The 26,012-nt window shown below is 44.4% G+C and carries 29 protein-coding genes; 12 read left to right on the forward strand and 17 right to left on the reverse strand.

Features of this window, described 5'->3' with window-relative positions:
* Positions 1-266: 266 nt before the first annotated feature.
* A complete protein-coding gene (gene ppc, locus ACY3FQ_RS16260; protein ID WP_114837489.1) occupies positions 267-2,951 on the reverse strand; it encodes a phosphoenolpyruvate carboxylase in 2,685 nt (894 codons plus the stop codon).
* Between the two features lie 205 nt (positions 2,952-3,156).
* Complete coding sequence (locus ACY3FQ_RS16265; protein WP_419381028.1) at positions 3,157-3,783, reverse strand: TetR/AcrR family transcriptional regulator; 627 nt, start codon at positions 3,781-3,783, stop codon at positions 3,157-3,159.
* A 149-nt stretch (positions 3,784-3,932) separates the two neighbouring features.
* Between ACY3FQ_RS16265 and ACY3FQ_RS16270 the strand changes: the two genes are divergently transcribed.
* The 4 genes from ACY3FQ_RS16270 to dnaJ all read left to right on the forward strand — a co-directional run bounded on the left by ACY3FQ_RS16270 (position 3,933) and on the right by dnaJ (position 9,904).
* Complete coding sequence (locus ACY3FQ_RS16270; protein WP_419381029.1) at positions 3,933-5,033, forward strand: efflux RND transporter periplasmic adaptor subunit; 1,101 nt, start codon at positions 3,933-3,935, stop codon at positions 5,031-5,033.
* 2 nt (positions 5,034-5,035) lie between these two features.
* Positions 5,036-8,173, forward strand: a complete 3,138-nt coding sequence (locus ACY3FQ_RS16275) for an efflux RND transporter permease subunit (RefSeq protein ID WP_205667437.1) — start codon at positions 5,036-5,038, stop codon at positions 8,171-8,173.
* 131 nt (positions 8,174-8,304) lie between these two features.
* Positions 8,305-8,682: a hypothetical protein gene (locus tag ACY3FQ_RS16280; protein ID WP_004691852.1), complete on the forward strand. Its 378-nt coding sequence runs from the start codon at positions 8,305-8,307 to the stop codon at positions 8,680-8,682.
* A gap of 103 nt (positions 8,683-8,785) precedes the next feature.
* On the forward strand, positions 8,786-9,904 hold the full coding sequence (gene dnaJ, locus ACY3FQ_RS16285) for a molecular chaperone DnaJ (RefSeq protein ID WP_004978425.1): 1,119 nt from the start codon (positions 8,786-8,788) through the stop codon (positions 9,902-9,904).
* Positions 9,905-9,967: 63 nt separating this feature from the next.
* Here the strand turns inward: dnaJ and ACY3FQ_RS16290 are convergent, their stop codons facing one another.
* Positions 9,968-10,207, reverse strand: a complete 240-nt coding sequence (locus ACY3FQ_RS16290; RefSeq protein WP_063454361.1) for a hypothetical protein — start codon at positions 10,205-10,207, stop codon at positions 9,968-9,970.
* A 197-nt stretch (positions 10,208-10,404) separates the two neighbouring features.
* Here ACY3FQ_RS16290 and dapB point away from each other — a divergent pair, with 197 nt between their 5' ends.
* Positions 10,405-11,226: a 4-hydroxy-tetrahydrodipicolinate reductase gene (gene dapB / locus ACY3FQ_RS16295; protein WP_104221742.1), complete on the forward strand. Its 822-nt coding sequence runs from the start codon at positions 10,405-10,407 to the stop codon at positions 11,224-11,226.
* A 59-nt stretch (positions 11,227-11,285) separates the two neighbouring features.
* Positions 11,286-11,933 carry an START domain-containing protein gene (locus ACY3FQ_RS16300; protein ID WP_058951481.1) on the forward strand — a complete coding sequence of 216 codons (648 nt, stop codon included), beginning with the start codon at positions 11,286-11,288 and terminating at the stop codon, positions 11,931-11,933.
* A 48-nt stretch (positions 11,934-11,981) separates the two neighbouring features.
* On the opposite strand, the gene ACY3FQ_RS16305 is transcribed toward ACY3FQ_RS16300, so the two are convergent.
* Positions 11,982-12,383 (reverse strand): hypothetical protein, encoded by a 402-nt coding sequence (locus ACY3FQ_RS16305; RefSeq protein WP_005401444.1) that lies wholly within the window; start codon positions 12,381-12,383, stop codon positions 11,982-11,984.
* A gap of 99 nt (positions 12,384-12,482) precedes the next feature.
* On the opposite strand from ACY3FQ_RS16305, the gene ACY3FQ_RS16310 reads away from it, so the two are divergent.
* Complete coding sequence (locus ACY3FQ_RS16310) at positions 12,483-13,934, forward strand: aminotransferase-like domain-containing protein (RefSeq protein WP_058951483.1); 1,452 nt, start codon at positions 12,483-12,485, stop codon at positions 13,932-13,934.
* Positions 13,935-13,964: 30 nt separating this feature from the next.
* Here the strand turns inward: ACY3FQ_RS16310 and ahr are convergent, their stop codons facing one another.
* From ahr to ACY3FQ_RS16350, 8 genes are all read right to left on the reverse strand, one after another.
* Complete coding sequence (gene ahr, locus ACY3FQ_RS16315; RefSeq protein ID WP_178928249.1) at positions 13,965-14,987, reverse strand: NADPH-dependent aldehyde reductase Ahr; 1,023 nt, start codon at positions 14,985-14,987, stop codon at positions 13,965-13,967.
* Between the two features lie 36 nt (positions 14,988-15,023).
* Positions 15,024-15,578: a DNA-3-methyladenine glycosylase I gene (locus tag ACY3FQ_RS16320; protein WP_178928248.1), complete on the reverse strand. Its 555-nt coding sequence runs from the start codon at positions 15,576-15,578 to the stop codon at positions 15,024-15,026.
* A 19-nt stretch (positions 15,579-15,597) separates the two neighbouring features.
* On the reverse strand, positions 15,598-15,843 hold the full coding sequence (locus ACY3FQ_RS16325) for a hypothetical protein (protein ID WP_004691836.1): 246 nt from the start codon (positions 15,841-15,843) through the stop codon (positions 15,598-15,600).
* 15 nt (positions 15,844-15,858) lie between these two features.
* Complete coding sequence (locus tag ACY3FQ_RS16330; RefSeq protein WP_171253710.1) at positions 15,859-16,401, reverse strand: M23 family metallopeptidase; 543 nt, start codon at positions 16,399-16,401, stop codon at positions 15,859-15,861.
* 84 nt (positions 16,402-16,485) lie between these two features.
* Positions 16,486-17,520: an A/G-specific adenine glycosylase gene (mutY, locus tag ACY3FQ_RS16335; RefSeq protein WP_178928247.1), complete on the reverse strand. Its 1,035-nt coding sequence runs from the start codon at positions 17,518-17,520 to the stop codon at positions 16,486-16,488.
* A 108-nt stretch (positions 17,521-17,628) separates the two neighbouring features.
* On the reverse strand, positions 17,629-17,991 hold the full coding sequence (locus ACY3FQ_RS16340) for an HIT family protein (RefSeq protein WP_004691832.1): 363 nt from the start codon (positions 17,989-17,991) through the stop codon (positions 17,629-17,631).
* A gap of 74 nt (positions 17,992-18,065) precedes the next feature.
* Entirely contained in the window at positions 18,066-18,806 is a 741-nt protein-coding gene (locus ACY3FQ_RS16345) for a dienelactone hydrolase family protein (protein ID WP_063454365.1), read from the reverse strand.
* 167 nt (positions 18,807-18,973) lie between these two features.
* The gene (locus ACY3FQ_RS16350) at positions 18,974-19,132 is read right to left on the reverse strand and encodes a DUF1328 domain-containing protein (RefSeq protein ID WP_004647174.1); all 159 of its coding nucleotides are present in this window, start codon (positions 19,130-19,132) and stop codon (positions 18,974-18,976) included.
* A gap of 202 nt (positions 19,133-19,334) precedes the next feature.
* Between ACY3FQ_RS16350 and ACY3FQ_RS16355 the strand changes: the two genes are divergently transcribed.
* Positions 19,335-19,787, forward strand: coding sequence for a YcgN family cysteine cluster protein (locus ACY3FQ_RS16355; protein WP_039890724.1), 453 nt, complete (start codon positions 19,335-19,337; stop codon positions 19,785-19,787).
* A 99-nt stretch (positions 19,788-19,886) separates the two neighbouring features.
* Positions 19,887-21,164 carry a replication-associated recombination protein A gene (locus ACY3FQ_RS16360; RefSeq protein ID WP_159151825.1) on the forward strand — a complete coding sequence of 426 codons (1,278 nt, stop codon included), beginning with the start codon at positions 19,887-19,889 and terminating at the stop codon, positions 21,162-21,164.
* Between the two features lie 98 nt (positions 21,165-21,262).
* Here the strand turns inward: ACY3FQ_RS16360 and ACY3FQ_RS16365 are convergent, their stop codons facing one another.
* Positions 21,263-21,883: a LysE family translocator gene (locus ACY3FQ_RS16365; protein ID WP_178928245.1), complete on the reverse strand. Its 621-nt coding sequence runs from the start codon at positions 21,881-21,883 to the stop codon at positions 21,263-21,265.
* Positions 21,884-21,969: 86 nt separating this feature from the next.
* Between ACY3FQ_RS16365 and ACY3FQ_RS16370 the strand changes: the two genes are divergently transcribed.
* The 3 genes from ACY3FQ_RS16370 to ACY3FQ_RS16380 are packed head-to-tail and all read left to right on the forward strand — an operon-like array spanning position 21,970 to position 22,438.
* Positions 21,970-22,113, forward strand: coding sequence for a winged helix-turn-helix transcriptional regulator (locus tag ACY3FQ_RS16370; RefSeq protein WP_228275924.1), 144 nt, complete (start codon positions 21,970-21,972; stop codon positions 22,111-22,113).
* Complete coding sequence (locus ACY3FQ_RS16375) at positions 22,101-22,178, forward strand: hypothetical protein (protein WP_323126727.1); 78 nt, start codon at positions 22,101-22,103, stop codon at positions 22,176-22,178. The genes ACY3FQ_RS16370 and ACY3FQ_RS16375 overlap by 13 nt, the downstream gene beginning before the upstream one ends.
* Positions 22,163-22,438, forward strand: a complete 276-nt coding sequence (locus tag ACY3FQ_RS16380) for an Lrp/AsnC ligand binding domain-containing protein (protein ID WP_279731274.1) — start codon at positions 22,163-22,165, stop codon at positions 22,436-22,438. Before ACY3FQ_RS16375 ends, ACY3FQ_RS16380 begins: the two co-directional genes overlap by 16 nt.
* A gap of 157 nt (positions 22,439-22,595) precedes the next feature.
* Here the strand turns inward: ACY3FQ_RS16380 and ACY3FQ_RS16385 are convergent, their stop codons facing one another.
* From ACY3FQ_RS16385 to ACY3FQ_RS16400, 4 genes are all read right to left on the reverse strand, one after another.
* Complete coding sequence (locus ACY3FQ_RS16385) at positions 22,596-23,372, reverse strand: ABC transporter ATP-binding protein (protein WP_063454366.1); 777 nt, start codon at positions 23,370-23,372, stop codon at positions 22,596-22,598.
* Positions 23,373-23,380: 8 nt separating this feature from the next.
* Positions 23,381-24,094 (reverse strand): ABC transporter permease, encoded by a 714-nt coding sequence (locus tag ACY3FQ_RS16390; protein WP_419381031.1) that lies wholly within the window; start codon positions 24,092-24,094, stop codon positions 23,381-23,383.
* Positions 24,091-24,780, reverse strand: coding sequence for an ABC transporter permease (locus ACY3FQ_RS16395; RefSeq protein WP_159151827.1), 690 nt, complete (start codon positions 24,778-24,780; stop codon positions 24,091-24,093). The genes ACY3FQ_RS16390 and ACY3FQ_RS16395 overlap by 4 nt, the downstream gene beginning before the upstream one ends.
* A gap of 84 nt (positions 24,781-24,864) precedes the next feature.
* A complete protein-coding gene (locus ACY3FQ_RS16400) occupies positions 24,865-25,650 on the reverse strand; it encodes an ABC transporter substrate-binding protein (RefSeq protein ID WP_004691819.1) in 786 nt (261 codons plus the stop codon).
* Between the last annotated feature and the right edge of the window lie 362 nt (positions 25,651-26,012).

Genomic DNA, 26,012 nt, shown 5'->3' on the forward strand with positions numbered 1-26,012 from the left:
TACTCTTGTTTTTTAGAAGATTTAATCAGTGATACAAAAAATTGTTCAAACTAATCTCATGACTTTTCAGAACTTTTTACCGCATGGTAAAAATTTTTATTTTTAAAAATAATGATAAATCAAGGTTTAATTGGTAAATTTAGCCAATCGCTCATTCATAAATATTTATGATTGGATTGATAAAAAAAATTATAAAAGGTTTGACCATGCGGTCAATAAAAAAGCACATCATAGTGATGTGCTTTAAATGGAGCGGGCTTAAAACTTTATCCTGTGTTACGAAGACCTGCTGCAATACCGGCGATACTCACCATAAGTGCATGATCTACAGGTGTATTTGTTTCCTGACGCTCTTCTAGGTAGCGGCGGCGACGTTTCATTAACTCTGCTTGGAGTAAATGCAGCGGCAATAAATACGGTTTGCGCACTCTCATCGACTGATCTAAAACCTCGTTACTGCTGAGGAGTTTAGACTCACCTTTAAGCGCCAAGAGGGTTTGCACCGCATACTTTAAGCGCTGACGCAGATGTTCACCGAGCACTTTCAAGTCTTCATCATCGGTCAGGTGCGACTCATAATACAGCGCCACATGAGCATCAGACTTTGAGAGCACCATTTCCAACATATCAATCAGGGTTTGGAAATACGGCCATGCCACCAGCATTTCATCTAAGGTGGCTTTATGACCTTGATCAATCACTTGGTTAATTGCCGCGCCAGTACCTAGCCAAGCGGGTAACATCAAACGAATCTGGGTCCACGCAAATACCCAAGGAATGGCACGTAGGGACTCAATGCCGCCAGTGACTTTACGTTTTGCAGGGCGTGAGCCAAGCGGTAACATTTGCAGTTCAAGCTCTGGCGTGACTGTACGTAAGTACTTTACGAAGTGCGGGTTTTCTCGCACAGTCTGACGATACACTTGTACCGACAAATCGGTCATGCTGTGCATTAATTCGCGCCACTCAGGTTTTGGGACGGGCGGTGGAAGTAAAGTGGCTTCTAAAGTGGCAGCGGTATAAATCTCTAAGTTTTGTAGCGCAATGCCTTCTAAGCCAAACTTGAAGCGAATCATTTCACCTTGTTCAGTGACTCGAATTGCACCTGAAATCGAGCCAGGTGGCTGTGAAAACAAGGCTTGTTGTGTTGGCGCACCGCCACGGCTGATGGAACCGCCACGACCATGAAATAGTGTGAGTTGTACGCCATGCGTTTTTGCAATCGCGGTTAATTCTTCTTGCGCACGGTACTGTGCCCAATTGGCTGACATAAAGCCTGCATCTTTTGCTGAGTCCGAATAGCCAATCATCACTTCATGCTTGCCCTGAATATGCTGTTTATACCAATGCATATTGAATAGGGTATTCATGGTGGCTGCGGCGCCATCTAAGTCTTTTAATGTTTCAAACAATGGCACCACACGTAGAGGGTGTTGGATACCCGCTTCTTTTTGCAAAAGCAGTACCGCCAACACATCACTTGGATATTCAGCCATCGAAATAATATAGGCACCTAAACTTTCTTGAGGCTGAGCTGCCAAAGTGCGCATGGTGGCAAATACTTCTTGTACTTCAGGCTGCTCAATTAAGCTTTGTGCAGGTTCATTCAAATGCTTCGGCAACAGCGGACGTTTGCTTTGTAGCTCTTGTAATAAGAAGTTTTGGCGCGCTTGTTCGGTCCACGTTTCAAAATTACCCAGACCCAAATATTCAGTAATGGCCGAAATCGCTTGGCGATGACGTCCTGACTCTTGGCGAATATCCAGTTTCAGCAGTTCAATCCCGAAACAGTTCACCCGATGGATAAAGTCCAGCAGTTTCCCATTGGCAATTTCAGGCAGATTGCTGGCAATCAAAGAGCGATAGCACAGCAGTAGAGGTTGTAACAGTTCATCTTTGGCTTTAATCACCAAGCTGTCATCGGCATCGGCACCGCGCAGTTTTTCTGCGAGCCAATGGCGCGTAGCTTTCAGCCGTTCGCGAGTATCGCGCAAATATTCACGGTAGGGTTCAGGATGGTCTTGACCCAAGGCTTGGCGCAGTTCATCGCTACAGTTTTGAATCGACAGTTCCCAACGCAAGTCTTCAATGTCACGTAAGTAAAGGTCAGCCGCTTTCCAACGCGATAGCCACAGGACTTCTTGCGTAATGTTGTGTGTCACATTCGGGTTGCCGTCACGGTCACCACCCATCCATGAAGCGAAACGTACAGGTGCGACATTTAAAGGCAGACGTTGGCCACAGTGTTCAATCACCATGTCGTCTAGTTCACGCATGAACTTCGGGACAGCATTCCATAAGGTTTGCTCAATGGTAGTAAAGCCCCATTTTGCTTCATCGACTGGGGTTGGACGGTGTTGACGAATTTCATCGGTCTGCCACGCCGAACAGATCAGTTGTTTTAAATCTTCAAGAACGGTCTGACGTTCACGAGGGGTCAGTTTTTGCTGATCCATTTTAAATAAGGCATCGTTGATACCATCATATTTTTGGATCAGGGTACGGCGGCTAACTTCAGTGGGGTGAGCGGTCAGAACCAGTTCAATATTTAAATCACAGATTTGCTGGAACAGCGTATCGGTTGAAATGTCGTTATTTTTAAATTTAGCAAAGAGGTGGTCGAGCGGATTTGGAGAGGGTGCGGTCTCATCAAATTCACTTTGACGACGGCTACGGACCACATGGTATTGCTCCGCAATATTGGCAAAGTTCAAAAAGTGGGTAAAGGCACGTGTCAGCGGCAGAATTTCATCATCTTCAAGGCTGAAAAACAGTTGTTCCAGCTGCTTTTCGGCTTCAACTTGACCATCCCGTGCCCCTTTGGATAAGGCCCGAATTTGCTCGACCTGATTAAACAAATCTTGTCCTGCATGCTCCTTGAGGGTTTCACCCAATAGGTTGCCGAGTAATCGGACATCTTCACGTAGTGGAGCATCAATTTGTTGAATCATGATTATTATTCCCTCGTTGTTCTTAATTTGACTATACCCCGATTCGATGACAATCCAAGTAGGGGCAGACAAAAGTAGGGGATTAATTGCTGAATTTAGAAGCAAATGAACAACTTAGGGCAAGCAATTGTTTTAAAATAAAGAGGGGTTTTAATTCCAAATATTTGAATTAATTATAAAAAATATAAATTTAATTAACCGGATCTTAAGGTGTTTTTAAAGGGTATTTTAATAAAAAAATCGCAATGGCTTCTTGAATCAGTTGCTCGCGTTGTTCGGCATTGGGCACTTCATTCATCCCCAACAACATTTCTTGGTGACGATATCCAAACAGCAGAGACATTAATAAGGTGATGACCTCGTTGACCTGTTCAAACTGAAGAACGCCTAAGGCCTGAGCTTGGTCAAAGAACTGTTCCCAAATCGCCCGCATTTTGAGGTGAGAGGCTTTATAGAAGTTCTCTAGCAATGGGTTTTGTTCAGCGGCCAGCTGTAATAGTAAGTACTCCAGCTTGATGGCCTCAGGCAAGTTAATAATATGCATCGATAGCGCACAAATCTGTTCGAGCATGGGCATAAAGTCTTCGGCACGTTGCAATTGAAATGAACGTCCCAGCATCAGCTTTTCACAGGTTTCCTCAATTGCACAACTGAACAGATTGGCTTTGTCCTGAAAATGGTTATATACCGTGAGTTTGGTGACGTGCGCTTCCTTGGCAATATGGTCCATGTTGGAGCCGTGGTAGCCATGTTGTAAAAACAACTGACGTGCCACCTCCAAAATACGTTGCCGTTTTTCTAAATCTTTGGGACGTCCTGCTGAAGCTTGCACACATTTTCCTAAAAAAAGTTCAAAAAGTCATTTACATCTGAGCATATCTTTAATTAGTGTACTATGCAGTATATTAATTAAAAAATAACCAAGTTAAGTCTGGATATTGTGCCTGATTAATTGGTGGTTATGGAAGAAGAGCAGACCTCATGAGCAAAATTCAGACCCTTGTGGCAAGTATGATGGTGGTGTGTAGTATCACCTTGTGGGGATGTAGCAAAGACACGACCGAACCAGAGTCGGTGCCTTTGGTAATGGTGAGCCAACCGAATACCACGCATCTAGAACAAAAAAGCTATGCAGGCGAAGTGCAAGCCCGCCAACAAACGGCACTGTCCTTTCGTGTTGGGGGACAAGTCACGGAGCGTTTGGTCGATGTGGGTGACCAAGTCAAAGTTGGACAAGTTTTAGCACGCTTAGATGTACAAGATGCCCAGTTGCAACTCAATGCAGCCAAAGCACAGTTAGAAAGTGCCCAAGCGGCTGAAAAAAATGCGCAGGATGAACTCAAACGCTTTAAGCAATTATTACCGAGTAATGCAGTGAGTCGTTCACAGTACGACAGCGTTGAAAATCAATATAAAGCCGCACTATCGAGCTTGAAACAAGCACAAGCCAATTATAACGTTACTCAAAATCAAACCAGTTATAACCAACTGATCGCCAATAAAAACGGCGTAATTACCGAGCGTAATATTGAAATTGGACAGGTGATTTCAGCAGGGCAACCCGCGTTTCAACTGGCCATTTCAGGTGATCGTGAAGTGGTAATTGGTGTGCCTGAACAAGCGATTGCTCAGATTAAAGTTGGACAGGATGCAATCGTCACCTTGTGGTCTAAACCCGATGAACGTTTTGCTTCCTACGTCCGTGAAATTTCACCTGCCGCAGATCAGTCACGTACTTTTAGTGTCAAAGTGGCTTTGCGTGAAGGACAAAATACGATTCAACTGGGACAGAGTGCTCGGGTGTTTTTCAGCTCAACTGAAAGCAATGTGTTGAGTGTACCGTTAGCCAGTGTTTCTGCTGCGGGTAAAAATGCCTATGTCTGGGTGGTGAATGCTGACAACAGTATTCGTAAAGTGCCTGTCAGTGTGGGGGAGTATGGTCGAGACAGCGTTACCATTCGTTCAGGTTTACAGCCAAAGGACTATGTCGTGGTGGGTGGGGTGCATTTACTGCGTGAAAAACAAAAAATTCAACCGATTAGCCGTGACAATAAAACGGTCAAGATTGCGACAGGGAGTTAAGCATGAACTATAACCTGTCGGAATGGGCCTTAAAAAATAAGGGCTTGGTCCTTTATTTGATGTTGTTGCTGGGCATCGTGGGGGTGGTGTCTTATTCCAAACTTGCACAAAGCGAAGACCCGCCTTTTACCTTTAAAGTGATGGTGGTACAGACCTATTGGCCGGGTGCAACGGCGCGTGAGGTGTCTGAACAAGTGACCGACCGTATTGAAAAAGAGCTGATGACCACGGGTAAGTATGAGCGCATTATGGCCTACTCCAGACCCGGCGAGTCGATGGTGACTTTCGTGGCACGAGATGCCATGCGCTCCAGTGAGATACCGGATGTGTGGTATGACGTACGCAAGAAAGTTGGAGACATCAAACATCAGCTGCCCAATGGGGTACAAGGACCATTCTTTAATGATGAGTTTGGCGATACTTTCGGCAACATTTATGTGCTGACCGGTAAAGACTTTGATTATGCAGTGATGAAAGAATATGCCGACCGTCTACAGTTACAACTGCAACGCGTCAAAGATGTCGCGAAGGTCAACTTAGTTGGGTTGCAAGATCAAAAGATTTGGATTGAAATTTCCAACACCAAGTCGGCACAGTTAGGCATTCCTGTGACAGCGGTGCAACAAGCCCTGCAACAGCAAAATACCATGGCCAGTGCAGGCTTTTTTGAAACAGAGTCGGATCGTATTCAACTCCGAGTCACAGGGCAAATTAAGAGCGTTGAAGAACTGCAACGTATGCCTTTATTGGTCAATGGAAAAACCATCCAGCTGAGCGATGTGGCTGATGTCTATCGTGGCTTTAGTGAACCCGCTCAACCCCGTATGCGCTTTATGGGGGAAAATGGCATTGGCATTGCGGTGTCGATGCGTAAAGGTGGCGACATCTTGGCTTTGGGTAAAAATTTAGAAACTGAGTTTTCCAAGCTGCAAAAAACCTTACCTTTAGGTATGGAGCTGAAAAAAGTTTCAGATCAGCCTGTTGCGGTGAAGCGTAGTGTCAACGAGTTCATGAAAGTTTTGGCTGAAGCGGTGATTATTGTACTGCTAGTCAGCTTTTTCTCGCTGGGTTTCCGTACTGGACTGGTGGTGGCATTCTCCATTCCACTGGTCTTGGCCATGACCTTTGCAGGCATGAATATTTTTGATGTCGGTCTACATAAAATTTCCTTGGGTGCACTGATTTTAGCGCTGGGACTCTTGGTCGATGACGCTATTATTGCCGTGGAAATGATGGCGATCAAAATGGAGCAAGGCTACAGTCGACTACAAGCAGCAGGGCATGCGTGGCGAACCACTGCCTTTCCTATGTTGACGGGAACCTTGATTACCGCTGCGGGCTTTTTACCGATTGCTACAGCAGCGTCCAGTACAGGTGAATACACTCGCTCTATTTTCCAAGTGGTGACCATTGCCTTAATTGTGTCATGGTTTGCAGCGGTGCTTTTTGTCCCTTATTTGGGTGACAAACTCCTGCCCGATTTTAATAAAGAGCTGATTCAAAAAGCGCCGTGGTATAGCCGTTTGTGGGCACGTTTGCGCAAACAGCCAGAACCTCTGCCGATGGTGCATCATGCAGGTGAGCATCATGATCCTTATCAAACCAAGTTCTATCAAGGTTTTCGCCGTTGGGTCGATCTGTGTGTGACCTATCGTAAAACGGTCATTGCGACGACGGTGGCTATTTTTGTGCTCTCGGTGTTGATGTTTAAGTTAGTACCACAGCAGTTTTTCCCACCCTCGAATCGTGCCGAAATTTTGGTCGACTTAAAACTTGAAGAAGGTGCATCTTTAACAGCAACTGAAAATGCGGTGAAAAAAGTTGAACAGTTCCTGTCGAAGCAAGAAGGTATAGATAATTATGTGGCATATGTGGGCACAGGCTCGCCACGTTTTTATTTACCGCTCGATCAGCAGCTACCACAGGCCAGCTTTGCTCAGTTTGTGGTCTTGGCCTCTTCACTGGATGATCGCAATGAAATTCGTAAATCCTTAGACACCCAAATCCGCCAGTTATTGCCCGATGTGCGTACTCGCGTCTCTTTACTTGAAAACGGTCCCCCTGTCGGTTATCCACTTCAATATCGCGTGTCGGGTGAAGACTTAACTCAAGTGCGTGCTTGGGCGGATAAAGTCGCAGCGATGCTGGGTGCTAACCCCAACACGACTAATGTGCATTTGGACTGGGGTGAACCAAGCAAGATGATCAATTTAGAGATTGACCAAGACCGTGCCCGCCAAATGGGGGTATCGAGTTTAGATTTGGCCAATTTCTTGAACAGCTCAATTTCGGGTGCCACCATTAACCAATACCGTGAGAAACGTGAGCTAATTGAAATCCGTTTACGTGGCGATCAAGCCGAGCGGGTTGAAGTGGCATCACTGGCAAGCCTTGCCGTTCCAACCTCAAATGGCGGAACAGTACCATTGGCACAAATTGCAAAAATTGATTATAGCTTTGAAGAAGGTTTGATTTGGCATCGTAACCGCCTACCGACTATTACGGTACGTGCAGATATTCGAACTAAGTTACAGCCGGCCACTGTGGTGGATGAAATGGCCGAACAGATGAATCAGCTGCGTGCGGAACTGCCGAATGGCTATTTGGTTGAAGTCGGCGGTACAGTGGAAGAGTCTGCACGTGGGGGTAAATCGGTTGCAGCAGGCATGCCTTTATTCTTGGCCGTGGTCATGACTTTGCTGATGATTCAACTGCGCAGTATGTCTCGTGCCACGATTGTCTTGCTCACCGCGCCTTTAGGTTTGATCGGTGTGGTGTTGTTCCTGCTGTTGTTCAATAAACCTTTTGGCTTTGTTGCGATGTTGGGGACCATTGCCTTGTCGGGCATGATCATGCGTAACTCGCTGATCTTGATTGATCAGATTGAGCAAGACATTCAAGCGGGGCATGAATCATGGGATGCAATCATCGATGCGACGGTGCGACGTTGTCGTCCAATTGTGCTGACGGCATTGGCAGCAGTTTTGGCGATGATCCCATTGTCTAGAAGTATTTTCTTTGGACCTATGGCCGTTGCGATCATGGGCGGACTGATTGTGGCGACGCTATTAACCCTGTTCTTTTTACCAGCCTTGTACGCGCAGTGGTTTAAAGTAAAAAAAATTAGCCATAAGCCGTAAATTTATGCCAATATCAGGTGCGAAACGTTGAAAATTTCAATATAGTAGCACCTGAAATTTATGGCATTTTTATAAAGCAGTTTTTTGCTACACATTAAAAAATAAACGATGTGGCAAATGGGGTTAAACGCATGATGCAAGACAATGTAACTAAGTATCGCCGCTCTATCGCGATTTCTTATGTCTTCATGTTTTTGGCTTTGTTTACTGTGATTAGCGGCGCATTTTCCTACTGGTATGCCCGAAAAGTCACGCAAATTGATCATGCCGAAGTGTGGTTACAAGCGCAAGCACTTTGGGTCATGCGCAATATTGTGATTTATAGCATTTTGGCGTTATTTGCAGCATTGTGGTTTATTCCTCTTATTTTCTTCACTTGGGACAGCGCATTATGGGTGACTGGATGCACGGTTGCAGGTGTGGTTTTTAGCTGTATTGCATTTCTCTTCCTTCTAAATGCATGGTTTAAAGGCCTGTCTAAATTTTTGAAAAATAAAGCAGTTTTCTAATTCTACTGATTTTTTTCAAACACCCCCTTGTAAAACTTGGTTTGAACCCAATTTCAGACCACAGTTGAGTATTAAATAAATTCCGTGAGGAGCATCGCCAGACATGGCTAAACGTGATTATTATGAGGTTTTAGGTGTTGCTAAAACCGCTAGTGATGATGAAATTAAAAAAGCCTACCGTAAGTTGGCGATGAAATATCATCCGGACCGCAACCCTGACAATGCTGAAGCTGAAGAGAAATTTAAAGAAGCGGCTGAAGCTTATGAAATTTTATCGGATAGCGAAAAGCGCAGCATGTATGACCGTATGGGGCATCAAGCCTTTGAAGGTGGTATGGGCGGCGGAGGCGGCTTCGGTGGTGGTTTCAGCGCAGAAGACATTTTCAGTCAATTCGGTGACATTTTCGGTGGTGCATTTGGTGGCGGCGGCGGTCGTGGTCAACAGCGTGCACGTCGTGGTTCTGACTTACGTTATGTGATGGAACTGACGTTGGAAGAAGCAGTAAGAGGGGTGAAAAAAACCATTACTTTTACCGCACCAGCGCCGTGTGAAACTTGTGACGGTAAGGGCTCTAAAAACCCGAACGATGTTGAAACCTGTAAAACTTGTCATGGTGCAGGTCAGGTTCGCATGCAGCAAGGTTTCTTCTCTGTACAGCAGACTTGTAGCACTTGTCGCGGTCAGGGCAAGATCATTAAGAACCCATGTAATACCTGTCATGGTTCAGGCGTTAAAGACCGTCAACAAACCTTAGAAGTGACGATTCCTGCGGGCGTCGACAATGGTGACCGCGTTCGTTTAACGGGCAAAGGCGAAGCGATTCGTGATGGTCAGTCAGGCGACTTGTACGTAGAAGTGGTGGTGCGTGAGCACGAAATCTTCCAACGTGATGGTGCAGACCTGTATATGGATGTCCCTGTGAGCATTGCTGATGCTGCTTTGGGTAAAGAAATTGAAATCCCGACACTCGAAGGTCGTGTGAGTTTGAAAATTCCTGAAGGCACACAAACGGGTAAAATGTTCCGTTTACGTGGTAAAGGGGTTAAACCTGTACGTACCAGTATGCAAGGTGACTTACTGTGCCGTATCGTGATTGAAACACCCGTTAACTTGACGGCACGTCAACGTGAACTGTTGAAAGAGTTGCAAGAGACCTTGGATGGAGATGATCACAAATCATCACCAAAGAAGAAGTCTTTCTTTGACCGACTGTTTGATTAATTAAATACGGTACGTGTGAATCGGTGTTGAAAAGAGCGGGAATATTTTCCCGCTTTTTTTATGTTATTGCGCTTCTGTTGGCAGCTCAGGTTGATCGATCTCTTCAACCGACACCATTTCTTCAGCCATAGGTGCAGCGGCTTGTACTTGTTGCTCGGCCTGTGCTTTGGGATGTGTGCTAGTAGTGATCTTGACCTGTGACAAACTTTCTAAGGTGTCGCCTGCTTGAACAGCGGGTTCAGCCTGAACCTGTGCCCAACTACCCCCAAACGCCATCGCTAGAAAAAGTACCTTGGCTTTCATTCTATTTTCCTCATTTTAAAGTTGTTTTTAAAAGCGAACCTAGTCTGCGTAAGATTGATTGCAAATTTGTGAAAAGCATGAGAAAGCATGTCTGAAAATAAAGCGATTTTTTCGATGAAAATGGCCAACAAACCTTAGTCTGGGCAATCAGTTTTGCTATAGTAAGAGCAATTTTGAAGCTAGATTAGGAATATGTTATGTCAGCAGCTCCACGCATTGGTGTCTTAGGTGCCGGCGGTCGTATGGGTCGCATCCTTATTCAAGCGGTACACGAAGCAGGCTATCAACTGGCTGCGGCAGTGGAACGCCCTGAAAGCTCACTGGTTGGTACAGATGCAGGTGAGCTTGCAGGTATTGGCAGCCTCGGCGTGAAGGTGGTGGGTAGTCTGGAAGCGGTAGTGAAAGATTGTGATGTGATCATTGATTTCACTGCACCAGTAGCGACCGTTCAGCATTTAAAAATTTGTCGTGAAGCTGGGGTGGCCATTGTCATTGGGACCACGGGTATGAATGACGAACAAAAAGCTTATTTGGATGACTCTGCGACTCAAATACCTGTGGTCTATGCAGCCAACTATTCTGTGGGGGTCAACGTTTCGATTAAACTGTTGGAAATGGCGTCTAAAGTCTTTGGCGACACAGTGGATATTGAAGTGATTGAAGCGCATCACCGTCATAAAGTCGATGCACCATCAGGCACAGCGTTGATGATGGGTGAGGCCATTGCGGGTGCTTTAGGTCGTGACTTGAAAACCGATGCAGTGTATTGCCGTGAAGGTCATACAGGACCCCGTGAGCGTCAAAGTATTGGTTTCCAAACCATTCGAGGCGGCGATATTGTCGGTGAACATACAGCTATGTTTATTGCTGATGGTGAGCGTGTTGAAATTACCCATAAAGCGACTAACCGTATGAACTTTGCTTCGGGTGCGGTACGTGCTGCGGCTTGGGTGGTAGGACGTGAAGCACGTAAATATGACATGAAAGATGTACTGGGTTTTAACGACATTCAAGTTTAAAAACCTGCTTCATTCGCCATAAAAACAAGATAAAAAACTAAAATAAGACGAAGAATAGAATGAAAAAAGTCATGTATATGGCTTGTGTTGTTGTCGTGATGACGACAGCACAGGCCAAACCTATGGATCAAGCCAAACTCAGTATTCATAAAAATAATATTAAAGTTTGGACCTATCAAAATGCGCAAAATCCGGTCTTTTTATATAAGGCTGAAACCACGTTTGATGTACCGATTGAAAAAGCAGTGTCATTGATCTTAGATGTTGACCATGCGGTGAAATGGGTGCCGTATATGGGCAGTGTGAAAGTCTTGTCGCGCGATGATAAAAAAGGCGAGTTTCAGCTGTATATGGTGCTGGATTTTCCTTTTCCTTTAAAAGATCGCGACTTGGTGGTGCAGGGGAAAATGACCAAGGACAGTCAGGGCATTATTAGCATTAAAAATAAAGCGATTGATAAAAACATCCTTAAAAATCCAGATTATGTGCGTCTAAATCATTATGAGGGCGATTGGACCTTTCAGAAACTGGGACCAAATAAAGTCAAGGTTTCGACCTCGGGCTATGCCAACCCTGAGGGATCGATACCACTGAAGTTTGTGAATATGTTTGTCCAACAACAACCCTATCAAATGCTGCAAAAAATGAAAAATCAATTGCTGGAACAAGAGGGGACACCTGCCCACTTACCGACTGCCTTACGTTAATTTTGAAGACGAAGAAGCCTGCAATGCAGGCTTTTTATGTTTTAAAACTTAAGGCTGTTGATAAGCGCTCAGCAGCTCTAAGGTTGAAGCCTTAGGCAGGTCTAACTGGATTAAACTGAGCATGGCATCTCCTTCACCAGCGAGCGAGATCTTGAAGTTTTCAGCACTGCTTTGGTCACATTGAAACTGTAAATTTTTCTGGCGGGGCAAGTTCATCTGCATTTGACGTTCATTGTTTAACTGATATTGATAAGTTCGTTGGGTCGAGGTTTCAGTCAAGCTCGGCGCTAAACTTAAAAACTGATAATCAGTTAAATTTTGCGTTTTCAGAAACCCTTCAATCAGTGCTTTACAAATAAAATGCTGCTGTTGTACCTGCTGTGAAACATGTGGCGGTTGGCAAGCCGATAAGCTCAATAAGCAAAAGAGAGATATGATTATTTTTTTCATAAAAGTGCCTATTTATGGTTGTGAACGAATGACAAAAGCATAATTCTGTTGGCATAATGGATACAGATACATAAAATTTTAAAAAACAGGTACAGATGAATGGCATTTCAGTATCAAAGCTTAGCTGCACAGTTGCTTGAAAAAATTCAAAATGCTGAATTACCCGCAGGGCAAAAGTTGCTGTCGTTACGCCAGTTTGCTAACTTACAAAAGGTCAGCTTGAATACGGCCAAGAGCTGTTATGAGCTACTCGAGTCGCAGGGGTATATTCATGTGAAAAATAAGTCGGGCTATTTTGTCAGTTATCAGAAAAATACCAGCTCATCTATTCCTGTACCGCAGCATCCTGATTTTCAGTCTCAAGCCCGTGATATTTCTAATTTAGAGCTACAGCTAGAAATTCAACAGTCTTCCATTAATAGCCGTCTCATCCATTTGGGAGCGATTCAGCTTTCTCCAAAACATGTGCCTGTAGAGGCGCTCCGCCGCTCCATTCAACGTGCTTTAAAACACAGTCAACCTGAAGATTTTTTATATAGCGATAAGCAGGGTCATATTCGCTTACGGCAGGCTTTGTCTGAGCATTGGGCTGAAGATGGCTTTTATATTTCGCAGGATGATATCTACATCAGCAATGGCTGTATGCCTGCGTTGTCGGTGATGATCCAACACCTCAGCAAGGAAGGCGACAGCGTGATTGTGCCGACCCCAAATTTTAATGGCCAGTTGCAAATGCTGGCGGGGTTAAAGCGAAAAATTATTGAAATTCCAGCCGATACCCAAGGCTTTGATCTTGAACGTTTAGAGCAGGTCATGCAAAGTTCAGGCGCAAAAGCGTGCTTACTCACGGCCAATTATCAAAATCCATTGGGGTTTTGCTTAAGCAATGCAGAAAAAGAAAAAATTGCACAACTGGCGGCACGCTATCAGTGCTATGTGATTGAAGATGATATTTATGGTGAATGTAGTTTCAGCTCGAGTCGTCCGCTGCCGATTAAGTATTGGGATCAGCAGGGTTATGTGATTTTCTGTGGTTCGGTTTCCAAGTCACTTTCAACTGCGTATCGGGTAGGTTGGTTTTGTATTCCGCAGCGCTTAGCGCATTTGAAGGCTACGTTACTGATGCAAAATATCACAGTGAATACACCCTTGCAGTTGGCACTGGCCGATCTCATTTATAGTCGTGCTTATCGGGAGCATTTACAGCAGTTAAAGCCGATTTTGAAACAGCAAGTTGAGCAATACCGACACATGATTCAGCTTGCCTTTAACGGAGTTGAGTTACGTATCAATCAACCCTTAGGTGGTTATGCGCTGTGGTTACAGCTGCCCGAGTGTATTGATGGTTTAGATATGTACTATTTTGCTCAACAGCATGGCATCAATATAGTGCCAGGAGAAGTCTTTGGTGAAGGGCAGCGTTATAAAAACTGTATCCGCCTCAATGCAGGCCATGAACTTTCAACAGATATTCGCGCAGCGGTCACCTTGTTGGCCGATTGGGTGAAAGCGCAACTCAGCAGTTCGACGTTGGTCAAACAAGCGGTATAAAAAAAGCGCCTGTTTTTAGGCGCTTATCGATTAAAAGTCAGCTTTGAGGACGATCCGATAACGGGCTTTTCCAGAATGTAACCGTTCCAGTGCTTCATTCAACTGTGACATAGGATACAGTTCAATTTGTGGCGCAATGTTTTTACGTGCAGCGAATTTGAGTAGCTGACGTAATGCCGCAGGTGAGCCAGTGGGTGAACCCGTGATAGACTTTGCTCCACCAATCAGACTACCTGCATTTAATTTGATGGGCTCTAGAGGCAAGCCTAGCAGATGGATCGTGCCATTTGGTGCCAGTGTACTGATATAGGCAGGCCAATTGAGCGTGACATTCACGGTGCTGAGGATGAGATCAAATTTGCCCCGCTGGGTTTTAAGCGCATCCACATCACGGCTATTCACCACATGATCTGCACCCATGGCCTTGAGTTCTTCCGTTTTGTCGAGGTTCGAGGTGAATGCCGTGATTTCACAGCCCCATCCTCGAAGGAGCTTAATGGCCATATGCCCTAAACCACCGATGCCAATCACCCCAACATGGTGAATGGCTTGAATGCGGTGTTTTAAAATCGGATCAAAAACGGTAATACCGCCGCACAATAAAGGACCTGCTGACTCAGGATCCAGCTCTTCAGGTAAAGGAATAATCCACTGCCAACCTGCGCGAACTTTGTCGGCAAAGCCACCTGCATGACCGACGATGGTTGCTGTCGGCCCTCCTGTACAGAGCACTTGTTGGCCCGAAACACAGGGGTCACAGTGTTGGCAGCTTTCTGCCGTCCAGCCTATACCGACGCGCTGTCCAAGTTTAAGTCCTTTGGCTTCTGAGCCTAAGCGACTGATGGTGCCAATAATTTCATGACCAGCGACAACGGGATAGACCGAGGAGTTCCATTCATTATTAATGACCGAAACATCGGAATGGCACAATCCACAATATTCGACTTGGACTTCGACTTGATGTGGTTGCAGTTCACCCGCATCGAATTGATAGGGTTGTAACGCTGCGCCTGCTTGCATTGCCGCATAGGCACGAATGGTGTTATCCGACATATTCTATATCCTTATTTTCCTGTTTTTTATGTACTTTTATTTAAAATGACAGCTATTTTCATGGTCATTGACCATACCGACCGCTTGCATAAAGGCATAGCAGGTGGTGGGTCCGACAAATTTAAAGCCCTGTTTTTTTAGGGTTTTAGACATATTTTGGCTTTGAGGTGTCTGTGCAGGTGCTGTGCGGTAGTCTGGGACATCATTGTTGATTGCGTGTTGCTCGACAAAGTTCCAGAGCCACTCAACGGGGTTGATGCCTTGTTGCTTTAGGGCTTGCCATGCAAGCGCATTGTCACGAATGGCGGTCAGCTTCCCGATATGGCGAATTAAGCCGATATCTTGGACTTTTTCGGCTAAGTCTGTATCACTCAAAGCTGCAATTTGTTCAATAGAATATTGAAAAAACTGGCGATGATAATGTTCACGCTTTTTCAGGACGGTAATCCATGACAGCCCCGCTTGTTGACCTTCGAGGCAGAGCATCGCAAATAACTGCTTTTCATCATGTAGTGGTTTACCCCACTCATGATCATGGTAGTCGATGTAAAGTGGGTCTGAGGAGCACCATCCGCAGCGTTGAGTGGTCATGAACATGCTCCTGATCTTTTTATAGGGTAAAGGGTGCCCATTGGTCATGTTGATTGTCCCAATAAAATAATTGGGCGTGTTCGAGGTCGGAAAAGTTAATCCAAACATCTTTTCCTGTTTTTTCAGCAAATCCAGTACTGATTAAAAGCGCATCTTCAGTAATTTCCATGATCCAACCTTGGTGGTTTTGTCCAGCCAAGATGATTTTTTGTTGATTGCCTGATTCAGCAAATTCGACCAGACGGTTGATCAACGCTTCTGACATGAAAAATTCCTAAAGTTAACGTAAATAAGGATAGGGATTTACTGCACCACGGCCTTTACCTTGTAAATAAAGTCCATAATGCAAATGTGGGGCTGTGTGCCGTGCATTGCCTGTATTGCCGACATAGCCGATCAGGTCGCCTTTTTTGACATATTCGCCGACACTTAAGCCGCGTTTATGGTCATCAAGATGAGCATAGTAATGCCAAGTGCCTGCTGGCCCCATAATCCAAACCACTTTACCACCCAAATTGTTATTGCGTAAGTCTGCAACGAGACCTTCTGTGGCAGAAAAAACTTTTGTTCCACGTGGAGCCAGAATGTCGATGCCTTCATGCGTCCGTCCGCTACTGCGGGATGCACCCCAAGTATCTGTGAGTCCATGACGTTTAATACCTTGAACGGGTACAGGCAGTTGCTGAGCTAAACGCATGTTTTTCAGCTGTTGGACTTGTGAGGCAGGTAAATGGCTTCCACTCGGTGCAGGCGGAGTGGTGCGGCAAGCTGCAAGTAACAGAATCACAAAACTTAAACTGGCAAGCGCAGAAAGGCTGGGCAAACAATTACGCACGAACAATCCTTTATTATTTCAGTGATCTAATTTTAAAGTGTCAGGGTGAACCCAATGGATCACCCAACTATGTCACAGTTGAATTGCCGAGATCAATTTTTTCATCGCAGTTGGGATGCCCATTTCTGTGACGTTTTGTATGTCTAGCCATGTGCTGGCCAATTCTATACTTAAATGTTCGAGCTGGTCGGCATCGACTTCAAAGCAAAGCGCTTCTAGTTGCCAAGTGAAATGGGTGAAACTATGCGAAATGTCAGTGCGTTGCGAGACTTGTTTCAGTCCTAGACTTTGGCACAGTTGCGAGAACTCATCACGATTTTCAAAAATAGGTAAACACCATAAACCGCCCCAGAGTCCACTATTGGGACGCTGTTGCCACAGCCATTGATTGTGATGACGCAGTACCAAAACTTGGGCTGACTTCACAGGCACAGCTTTCTTGGGTTTTTTAAAAGGCAGTTCAGTTTCTAGCCCTTGCGCATGGGCCTTACAGTGTTGCTGCATTGGGCAGTATAAACACAGCGGTTTTTTAGGGGTACAGACGGTTGCCCCCAAATCCATGATAGCTTGGGTATAGTCGTGGTTACGTTCAGTTGGACAGAGTTCAGTGGCCAGTTGCCACATGCTGCGTTCATGCACAGGTTTGCTTAGATCATCCTCAATGGCAAAAAAGCGTGCGAGCACGCGTTTCACGTTGCCATCCATAATGACGCCGTACTGACGTAAACCTAAAGACATCAGCGCCCCTGCGGTTGATGGACCAATACCTGGCAGTTCAATCCAGTCCTCTAAAGTTTGAGGAAAGTGCCCCTGACGTGCCACAACCCCTGCGGCTCTATGTAGATTACGTGCACGGGCATAGTAGCCTAGGCCTGCCCAGTAGGGTGCGACCTCATCCCATGATGCTGTCCCTAAAGCTGCAACCGTTGGGAAGCGTTCGATAAAACGCTCGAAGTATTGCAGCACGGTTTTGACTTGGGTCTGTTGCAGCATAATTTCAGACACCCAGACTTTGTAGGGATCATCGGCTACTTGCCATGGCAGGTCATGTCGACCATGAACATCGAACCAAGTCAGTAATGCATCTGAAAAAGAGAAAGGAGACATCTGAGGCACAAGCAAAAAATTCGGCTTAGTATAACTGAATGTCTTTTCTGAGCCCGAGTTTTTGCGCATAAAAAATGGCGCTTACGCGCCATTTAAAACCATAAAAATTTAGTCTTTCGTCATGCCCCAACGTGCATCGAGTTTTAGCTCTTGGTCTTTGTAGCGTGGAATAATATGGATATGTAAGTGTTCAGACACATTCCCAAATATTTCACCATCATTAAAACCAATATGAAAACCTGAAGGTTGATGACGCAATTGGAGTTCATTACGTGCCAATTCTAGTAAAGACATTAAACTTTTACGTTCTTTGTCGGTAATGTCAAAAAATGAGCTCACATGACGTAGAGGGATAATGACACAGTGACCTTTAGACAATGCATTGGGTTCGGGTAAAATCACCCCAAAGTCATTTTTATCAAGCACGTCATATTCATCAAAATTACAATATTGGCAGTGGGTCTCAGTCATTGTTATCTCCTCTAAAATCTAATTATGTATCCTGTTGGATCTGAAAAATCAAATATTTGAATTCTCAGCTCTAGTTAAGCACTGAGATTGCGTTCTAGCAAGTCATACATTGCATCTAGCCCTTGTCTTTCTGCTTCTGGGTTATAGCCCAAGTCTACGCTATTGGCTTTGGCACGCTCATCGGCCAATGGATTGCTAAAACCATGTTTCGCATCTTCAAAAATGATCACTTCATGGTTCACTTTTGCCGCATGCATCTCTTCACGGAAGCTGGCAACATCATCCAAAGTGACCATGCTGTCTAACTCGCCATGTAAAACTAAAATTTCACCTTGAATTTGACCTTCGACCGCAGGGGCTTTCGGTGCCAATGTTGCATGGAAAGTCGCCACAGCTTTAAGTGGTGCGCCTGAGCGAGCTAAGTCTAAAACCACTTTACCGCCATAACAAAAACCAATCGCCGCCAGTTGATCTGCATTCACTTCAGGCTGGGCAGCAAGCGTATCTAAACCTGCTTTAGCCCGGTTGACGATGGTGTCTGCATCGGCAAAAGTTTGCATCATCCATTCATAGGCTTGTTTCGCATCTGTGGTAACATTTTTGTCGCCGTACATATCAATCGCCAGTGCGGCATAACCGTGTTCAGCCAGTTCGCGAGCACGTTGTTCAGTATATTCATTTCGGCCCCACCATTCGGGTGCAACGATGATACCTGCATGCGGTGTTTGAGAGCTTGGTGCTGCAAAATAACCAACTAAGCGTTGTCCATCGGCTGCGTTATATTGAATTTCTCGAGTTTGAATACTGATTGTCATGCTCAAATCCTGATAGATGATCTGCTCTGATTAAAGCATAAAAACTTTTACAAGGATTTGAAAAATATTCCGATGTACATGAGAAATGTGAGAAATTATTTTTTAAAGGCACATATAAAAAAAGAAGGATCTGAATCCTTCTTTTTCTTTATTAAGAGTTGTGTACTTTAGACTTTGCCACGGGATAAAAATCCGACAATCGCAAGAATCACAGCAATCACCAATAAAATAATCGCAAAGTCTTTGGATAAACCTGCTACGCCGCCAAAACCAAGTAAACTTGCAATCAGTGCAATCACTGCGAAGATAATCGCCCAACGAAACATAATTTTTCTCCATAGATGTTCTTATTTATTACTCTATTAGTATAGAAACAACGTTCGGACACACTGTGTTACTTTTGTTTAAAAAGTGTTCTGTTTGTATTTTAAGTTTATGAATATGATGTAAATATTGACACTTTAGATAGCTCTGAAAGCCATGTGACTATAGGTTATAATAGTGCATTCAGTTTTATTGGCAGTGGTTATGTCCAACGAATTAAGACCAGAGTTTTGGAAGCATTATGCGCTCACTGAGCTACGTTCAGCAGAGTGGGAAGCGTTGTGTGATGGTTGTGGTCTATGCTGTTTGGTGAAACTTGAAGATGAAGAAAGCCAAGAAGTCGCCTATACCAAAGTGGCCTGTAAACTGCTGGACTGTCAAACGGCCAGTTGTCGGGATTACCCGAACCGTAAGCAGCATGTGCCCGATTGTATCCAGCTCACGCCCGAACTTTTAGACACGATTCATTGGTTACCACCGAGCTGTGCTTACCGTCGTCTGCATGAAGGTAAAAATTTGCCCAGATGGCACTATTTGAACACGGGCTCACGTCAAAGTATCCTGAAAGCGAAAAAGTCTGCGGCAGGACGCTGTATTTCTGAAGAAGAGATTCAGGATGATGACATCGAAGACTATATTGTGCGTTGGGTTCGCTAGTCGATAAAAGCACAATCAAATTGCATGAAAAGCTTGTGTCATTTGCCTGAATTTGCCATAACATAAGCATTCGATGAACGCATGATAAGTCCTAGCCCTATGTCCGATAGCAATATTCCACTGCCTGAACGTTTACGCCCGCGTGATTTATCTGAAATTATTGGGCAGGATCACTTATTGGGTGAGCAGGCACCGCTCCGCCAAATGATCGATCAAGGGCATTTGCCATCGATCATTTTTTGGGGGCCGCCAGGCGTGGGGAAAACCACGATTGCTTTACTGTTGGCGCAAGCGATTGATCGACCTTTTGTCAGTCTATCTGCACTCAATACGGGGGTTAAAGAGCTCCGTGAGATCATTGCTGATGGCGGAGATTTAATGCCACCTGTGGTGTTTATTGACGAAATTCATCGTTTTAACAAATCGCAGCAAGATGCCTTACTGAATGCTGTGGAGAAAGGCAAAATTACCCTCATTGGTGCCACCACTGAAAATCCTTCTTTTGAAGTCAACAGTGCATTGTTGTCGCGTTGTCAGGTCTATACCTTAAATGCGCTCAATGCCGATGCGATTCAAACTTTATTATTACAAGCGATTAAGAACGATCCGTTTTTAAAAGAGCGCTACATTCAGATCGAAGAATTTGAAGCTTTGGTGCAATTTGCCGCAGGTGATGCACGTAAAGCTTTGAATCTCATTGAGCTCATTGCGGGTACCTTCGAGCCTGACGTTGAAAATATCGTGACCAATGCAATGGTGGTCAAAGTTGCACAGCAAAATATCGCCCGTTATGACAAATCGGGTGAGCAGCATTATGATTTAGTGTCAGCTTTTATTAAGTCAATTCGAGGGAGTGATCCTGATGCCACGTTATATTGGATGGCACGCATGCTCAAAGGTGGTGAAGATCCTGTTTTTATTGCCCGTCGGATGTTGATTGCTGCCTCTGAGGACATTGGTAACTCAAACCCCAATGCACTGCTGCTTGCTGGAGAATGCTTCCGTTCTGTTCAAGCGGTGGGCATGCCAGAGTGTCGAATTATTCTTGGGCAGTGTGCGGTGTATTTGGCGACCAGTGCCAAAAGTAACAGTACTTATCTTGCGATCAACAAAGCGTTGGATTTGGCTGAGAAAACAGCGAATTTACCTGTGCCGCTGCATTTAAGAAATGCACCGACCAAGTTGATGAAAGAGCAGGGCTATGGCGTCGACTACTTATATCCGCACAACTATCCAGAGCATTTTGTAATGCAAGAATATTTACCCCCTGAGCTCAAAGGAACCAAACTGTATGAGTCGGCACGCAATAAGCGTGAGGTTGAGGGTGAGCGTTTACAGCAGCGCCGTTGGCAACAAGAACAGCAACAGCAGCAGTAACAAAAAAGCCTGATTCACAAATCAGGCTTTTTTGTTTTTGAGGCTTAGGATTTAGTCACATTCATTGAGCAGTTTTTTCTTTAAGCACTGTAGCGTTTTTATATTCCGATGTGCGTATTCATCAATTTTAATGCCGCAGGTAACACAGCGACCAATAAGGCGATTGCCATCGTGATGTTAAAGCTCAAGGCAAAGCGCGGTTTCATCAGAAATTGGCGTAAGAAAAGGCCACCGACTGCCCAAACCCCGACACATGGAATGGAAACTACCATTAAAATTAGGGCCGCATAAAGAATATCGCTGGCATGAGGGTTTAAAGCAAAATAAGTGGCAATGGTGCTGATGGAGATAATCCACGCTTTGGGATTGACCCACTGAAAAAGAGCCCCTTGTAGAAAACCCATCGATGGTTTTTGTTCTAATTCGATGTTAAGTGGCCCACTGGACGCGATTTTCCATGCGAGCCACAGAATATAAGCTGTGCCGATTAAACTTAAAATAAATTGGAGCTGGGGCAGGGCCAGAAACACCTGATTTAAGCCGATGCCGATGGCGAAGAGTTGCACGGCCACACCAAAGGCAATGCCTAAAACCAGAGGTAGGGTTTTACTGATGCCAAATCGTGCACCAGACAGCATGACCAGTGCATTATTGGGCCCAGGGGTGCAGGTCATTACGACACAGAACAGCAGATAAGAGACAAACAGTGAAGCGTTCATAAAGGGGATGGAGTAATCAAATAAGTATCATTTTATTGTTGATCTATCACAATTTGGTTGTATATTGATCGTTAATACTGAGTTTTATGCAACAAATGATTGAATTAGATCGATTAGACCGAAAAATATTGTGTGAGCTTGAGCGCGATGCACATTTAACCAATATTAAACTGGCAGAACGCGTGGGTTTGTGTCACCCTCGGCCTGTTTACGACGCGTGCAAGAGTTAGAAAGAATTGGTGTGATTCGAGGCTATAAAGCGGTGATTGACCGTTCCTTTTGGGTGTTGGTTTAACGGTTTATGTGACCATTGGTCTGTCTTGTCACTCAAAAGAAAGCTTGAGTCAGTTTGAGGATGTGATCACTGCAACGGATGAAGTTACTGAGTGTCATACCATTACAGGCTCAGTTGAGTATTTACTTAGGGTTGAAGTGGCTGACATTAAGTCTTATAAAAAGTTTCATACTGATGTTTTGGGAACGATCCCTTCCATTAGCTCGATCACCAGTTTTTTGGTGATGGATACCACTAAAAATCGATATACCAATCTATAAAAGCTTAGGTGGAAAGGTAAAAACCGAGCGAAATGGCTCGGTTTTTTATCTGAGTGCATATAGTTTCGCGGGATCAGATCAAACAAGGCGCTTTATCTTTTCAACTAAGTATCGAATGTTGAATCATTGCTGCATCAAGCTTTTGAAGACTATTCAATTATTTAAAGTTACCCTCTAAAAACTGTTGCAGGCGTTCACTTTTGGGGTGAATCAAAACTTCTTTTGGATCACCTTGTTCCTCAATTTTGCCTTGATCTAAGAAAATGACATGATTGGACACATGGCGTGCGAAGCCCATTTCATGGGTGACCACAATCATGGTTCGGCCTTCTTCAGCCAAACTTTGCATCACTTTCAACACCTCACCCACCAGTTCAGGATCTAGAGCACTGGTTGGCTCATCAAACAACATCACTTCAGGTTCCATCGCTAAGGCACGGGCAATTGCGACACGCTGTTGCTGTCCTCCTGACAAAAAAGACGGATATTTCTTTTCGACACTTTCTGCGAGCCCAACTTTTCTTAAATATTTTCGTGCACGCTCTTCCGCCTCACTTCGCTTTAGTCCCAAGACATGAATGGGTCCTTCAATAATATTTTCTAATACCGTCATATGCGACCACAAATTGAAATGTTGAAACACCATCATCAGTTGGGTGCGCATTTTTTGTAGTTGTTTGGGATTTTTTGCTTTGAGATTGCCATTTTTATCCAAGCTAGTCTCTAACTGCTCACCATTGAGTTGAATGCTACCTTGGCTCGGTTGCTCTAGAAAATTGATGCAACGAAGAAAGGTACTTTTACCTGAACCTGAGGAACCAATAATACTAATCACATCACCTGCATGTGCCTCAAGGGAAACCCCTTTTAAGACTTCATGATCGCCAAAACTTTTACAAAGGTCTCGAATCACCAGTTTTGCTGAATTTTCCATTGTTTCTCCTAATGATTCGATGGTTTTAAAAACGCAAGCCAGCGTTGTTCCAATTTACGAAAGATCCAAATGAGGATAAATGCCAGACAGGCATATAGCACAGCGGCAATGCCAAAGGCATCAAACGTGGCATAAGTGGCAGCATTGACATCCCGTGCAATTTTGAGAATATCAGGCACGGTTGCAGTGAAGGCAATGGTGGTTGCGTGCAGCATCAAAATGACTTCATTGCCATAAAACGGCAATGCTCGGCGTAGCATCGACGGAATAATAATGCGGGTATAGCGTTTCCAAGGCGACATTCCAAAGGCTTTTGCTGCCTCAATTTCGCCGTAGGGAATCGAACGTATCGCCCCTGCAAAAATTTCAGTGGTATAAGCTGCTGTATTGAGTGCAAACGCTAAAATGGTGCAATTAAGCCCTTCTCTAAAAAACTCATCGAGCCGTTCATGGGCATGCACAAATTCAAGGCTATAAATTCCAGTATAGATAATCAGTAGCTGCACATATAAGGGGGTACCACGGAAAATATAAGTAAAAAACCAAACAGGTCCACGTACAAAAGTATGCTCAGAAACTCGAGCAATTGACAAAGGCACAGCCAGAACAAAACCAATCGCAATCGATAAGACCAGTAGCCACACGGTCATGGCGACCCCAGTCATTTGAAAACCATCGGTCCACAGATAGGACTGCCAGTATTGTTGAATAATTTCAATCATAGTTGTCCCTTTTTCACACCAGCAGAATAACGACGTTCCAGCCACATGAGAATCAAATTCGAAAGGGTGGTGATGGCCAGATAAATGACGGCTGCAACAATACTGAAATAGAACACTTGCATGCTGCTTCGACCTGCATCTTGGGTAATTTTGACGATGTCGGTCAAACCAATTAAGGACACCAAGGCAGTGGCTTTGATGAGGACTTGCCAGTTGTTGCCAATCCCCGGTAAGGCAAAGCGCATCATTTGTGGAAAGAGGACACGCCTGAAGACTTGAAATGGGGTCATGCCATAGGCATATGCAGCTTCAAGTTGCCCTTTGGGGACGGCTTGAAATGCGCCACGGAAGGTTTCCGTAAAATAAGCCCCATAAATAAAGGCTAAGGTAATCACCCCTGCTACAAAGGGATTGATGTCAATTTGCTCCATATGAATCGATTCGGTAATCGAGTTCAGTCCAAGTTGCAGGCTATAGAACAACAACAACATGATCACCAGATCAGGAACACTACGAATGAGCGTGGTATAGAGGGTTGCCACATGACGTAAGATTTGAATACGAGAGAGTTTGGCACTTGCCCCAAATAATCCAATAATGATCGAAAGTACCAGTGATAACAAAGCAAGCTGTATGGTCATCCAAGTGCCACCGAGTAATACGGGACCATAGCCAGAAAGAAACATACTCAGTTTCTCCGAGTAAAAATATAAAATTTTATAAATCAGCAGTATATAAAAAGTGTCGGTGTTGAACCGACACCCTATAAATTAATAAATGCTGAAGGAGAAGTATTTTTTCTCGAGTTTCTTATAGGTGCCGTCGGCAATAATTTCAGCTAACGCTTTATCAATATTCTTTTTCAGATCGACATCTTCTTTACGTAAGCCGATTGCAGCCCCCACACCGAGTGTTTTGGCATCGACCACATTATTACCTGCAAAAGCAAAGCCTTTACCTTTCGCCGATTTTAGGAAACCTGCATCGACCATAATCGCATCTTGTAATGTTGCATCTAGACGTCCCGAAACCATGTCTTGGTAAAGCACATCTTGGTTTGGATAAGGAACTACATTGACACCTTTAGGCGCCCAATAGGCTTTTGCATAGCCTTCTTGAATCGTACCTTGTTGTACACCCACACGTTTGCCTTTTAGGGATGCAGGCGTAGGGAGTAAAGGAGAGCCTTTCTTCGCGACCATGCGGGTAGGCGTGTTGTAAATTTTATTACTAAACGCGATTTGTTTTGCACGATCCGTAGTGACCGTCATTGAAGACAGAATACCGTCGAATTTCTTCGCTTTGAGCGCAGGAATCATCCCATCAAAGGAGTTTTCTACCCACACGCATTTGGCTTTTAATTTGGCACAAATAGCATTGCCCAAGTCGATGTCAAAACCGACCAGCTTATTGTCTGGTGTTTTATATTCAAAAGGTGCATATGCGGATTCTGTGCCAAAACGAATGGTTTTCCATTCTTTTGCTTGGACAGTACTGCTCAGTGCTACGGCTACGAATGTAGTAGAAAGTAGTAATTTTTTTTGCCAGTTTTTCATTTTAAATATAGCCATCCGTAAAAAATCAAATCTAGGAAATAAGACGAAGATAGAATTTACCCTACTGAGTACTTTTGAATAAAAGCAACATCTATACCAGCTTTCTGCTCTTAGGGGATCGATGGATCTTGTCGCCATGAGAGATGAGGAAATAAGGGTATTTTTTCGGTTGGAATAATTTTTATCTGAGAACGTCCTGTTCATATGTTTTTATCATATTAAAAAATGAAGTTGAGACATAGCTGAAATATACCTGAAGTCTTGTGCGCTATGACGTACAGGATTGTTGATTTTTTAACAGTGGCTCAATGTTTTACAAGACTATTTTTCAGTGCTGAATATAGTCAAATCATTATAAAACT

This window comes from Acinetobacter sp. AB03, assembly GCF_058107045.1.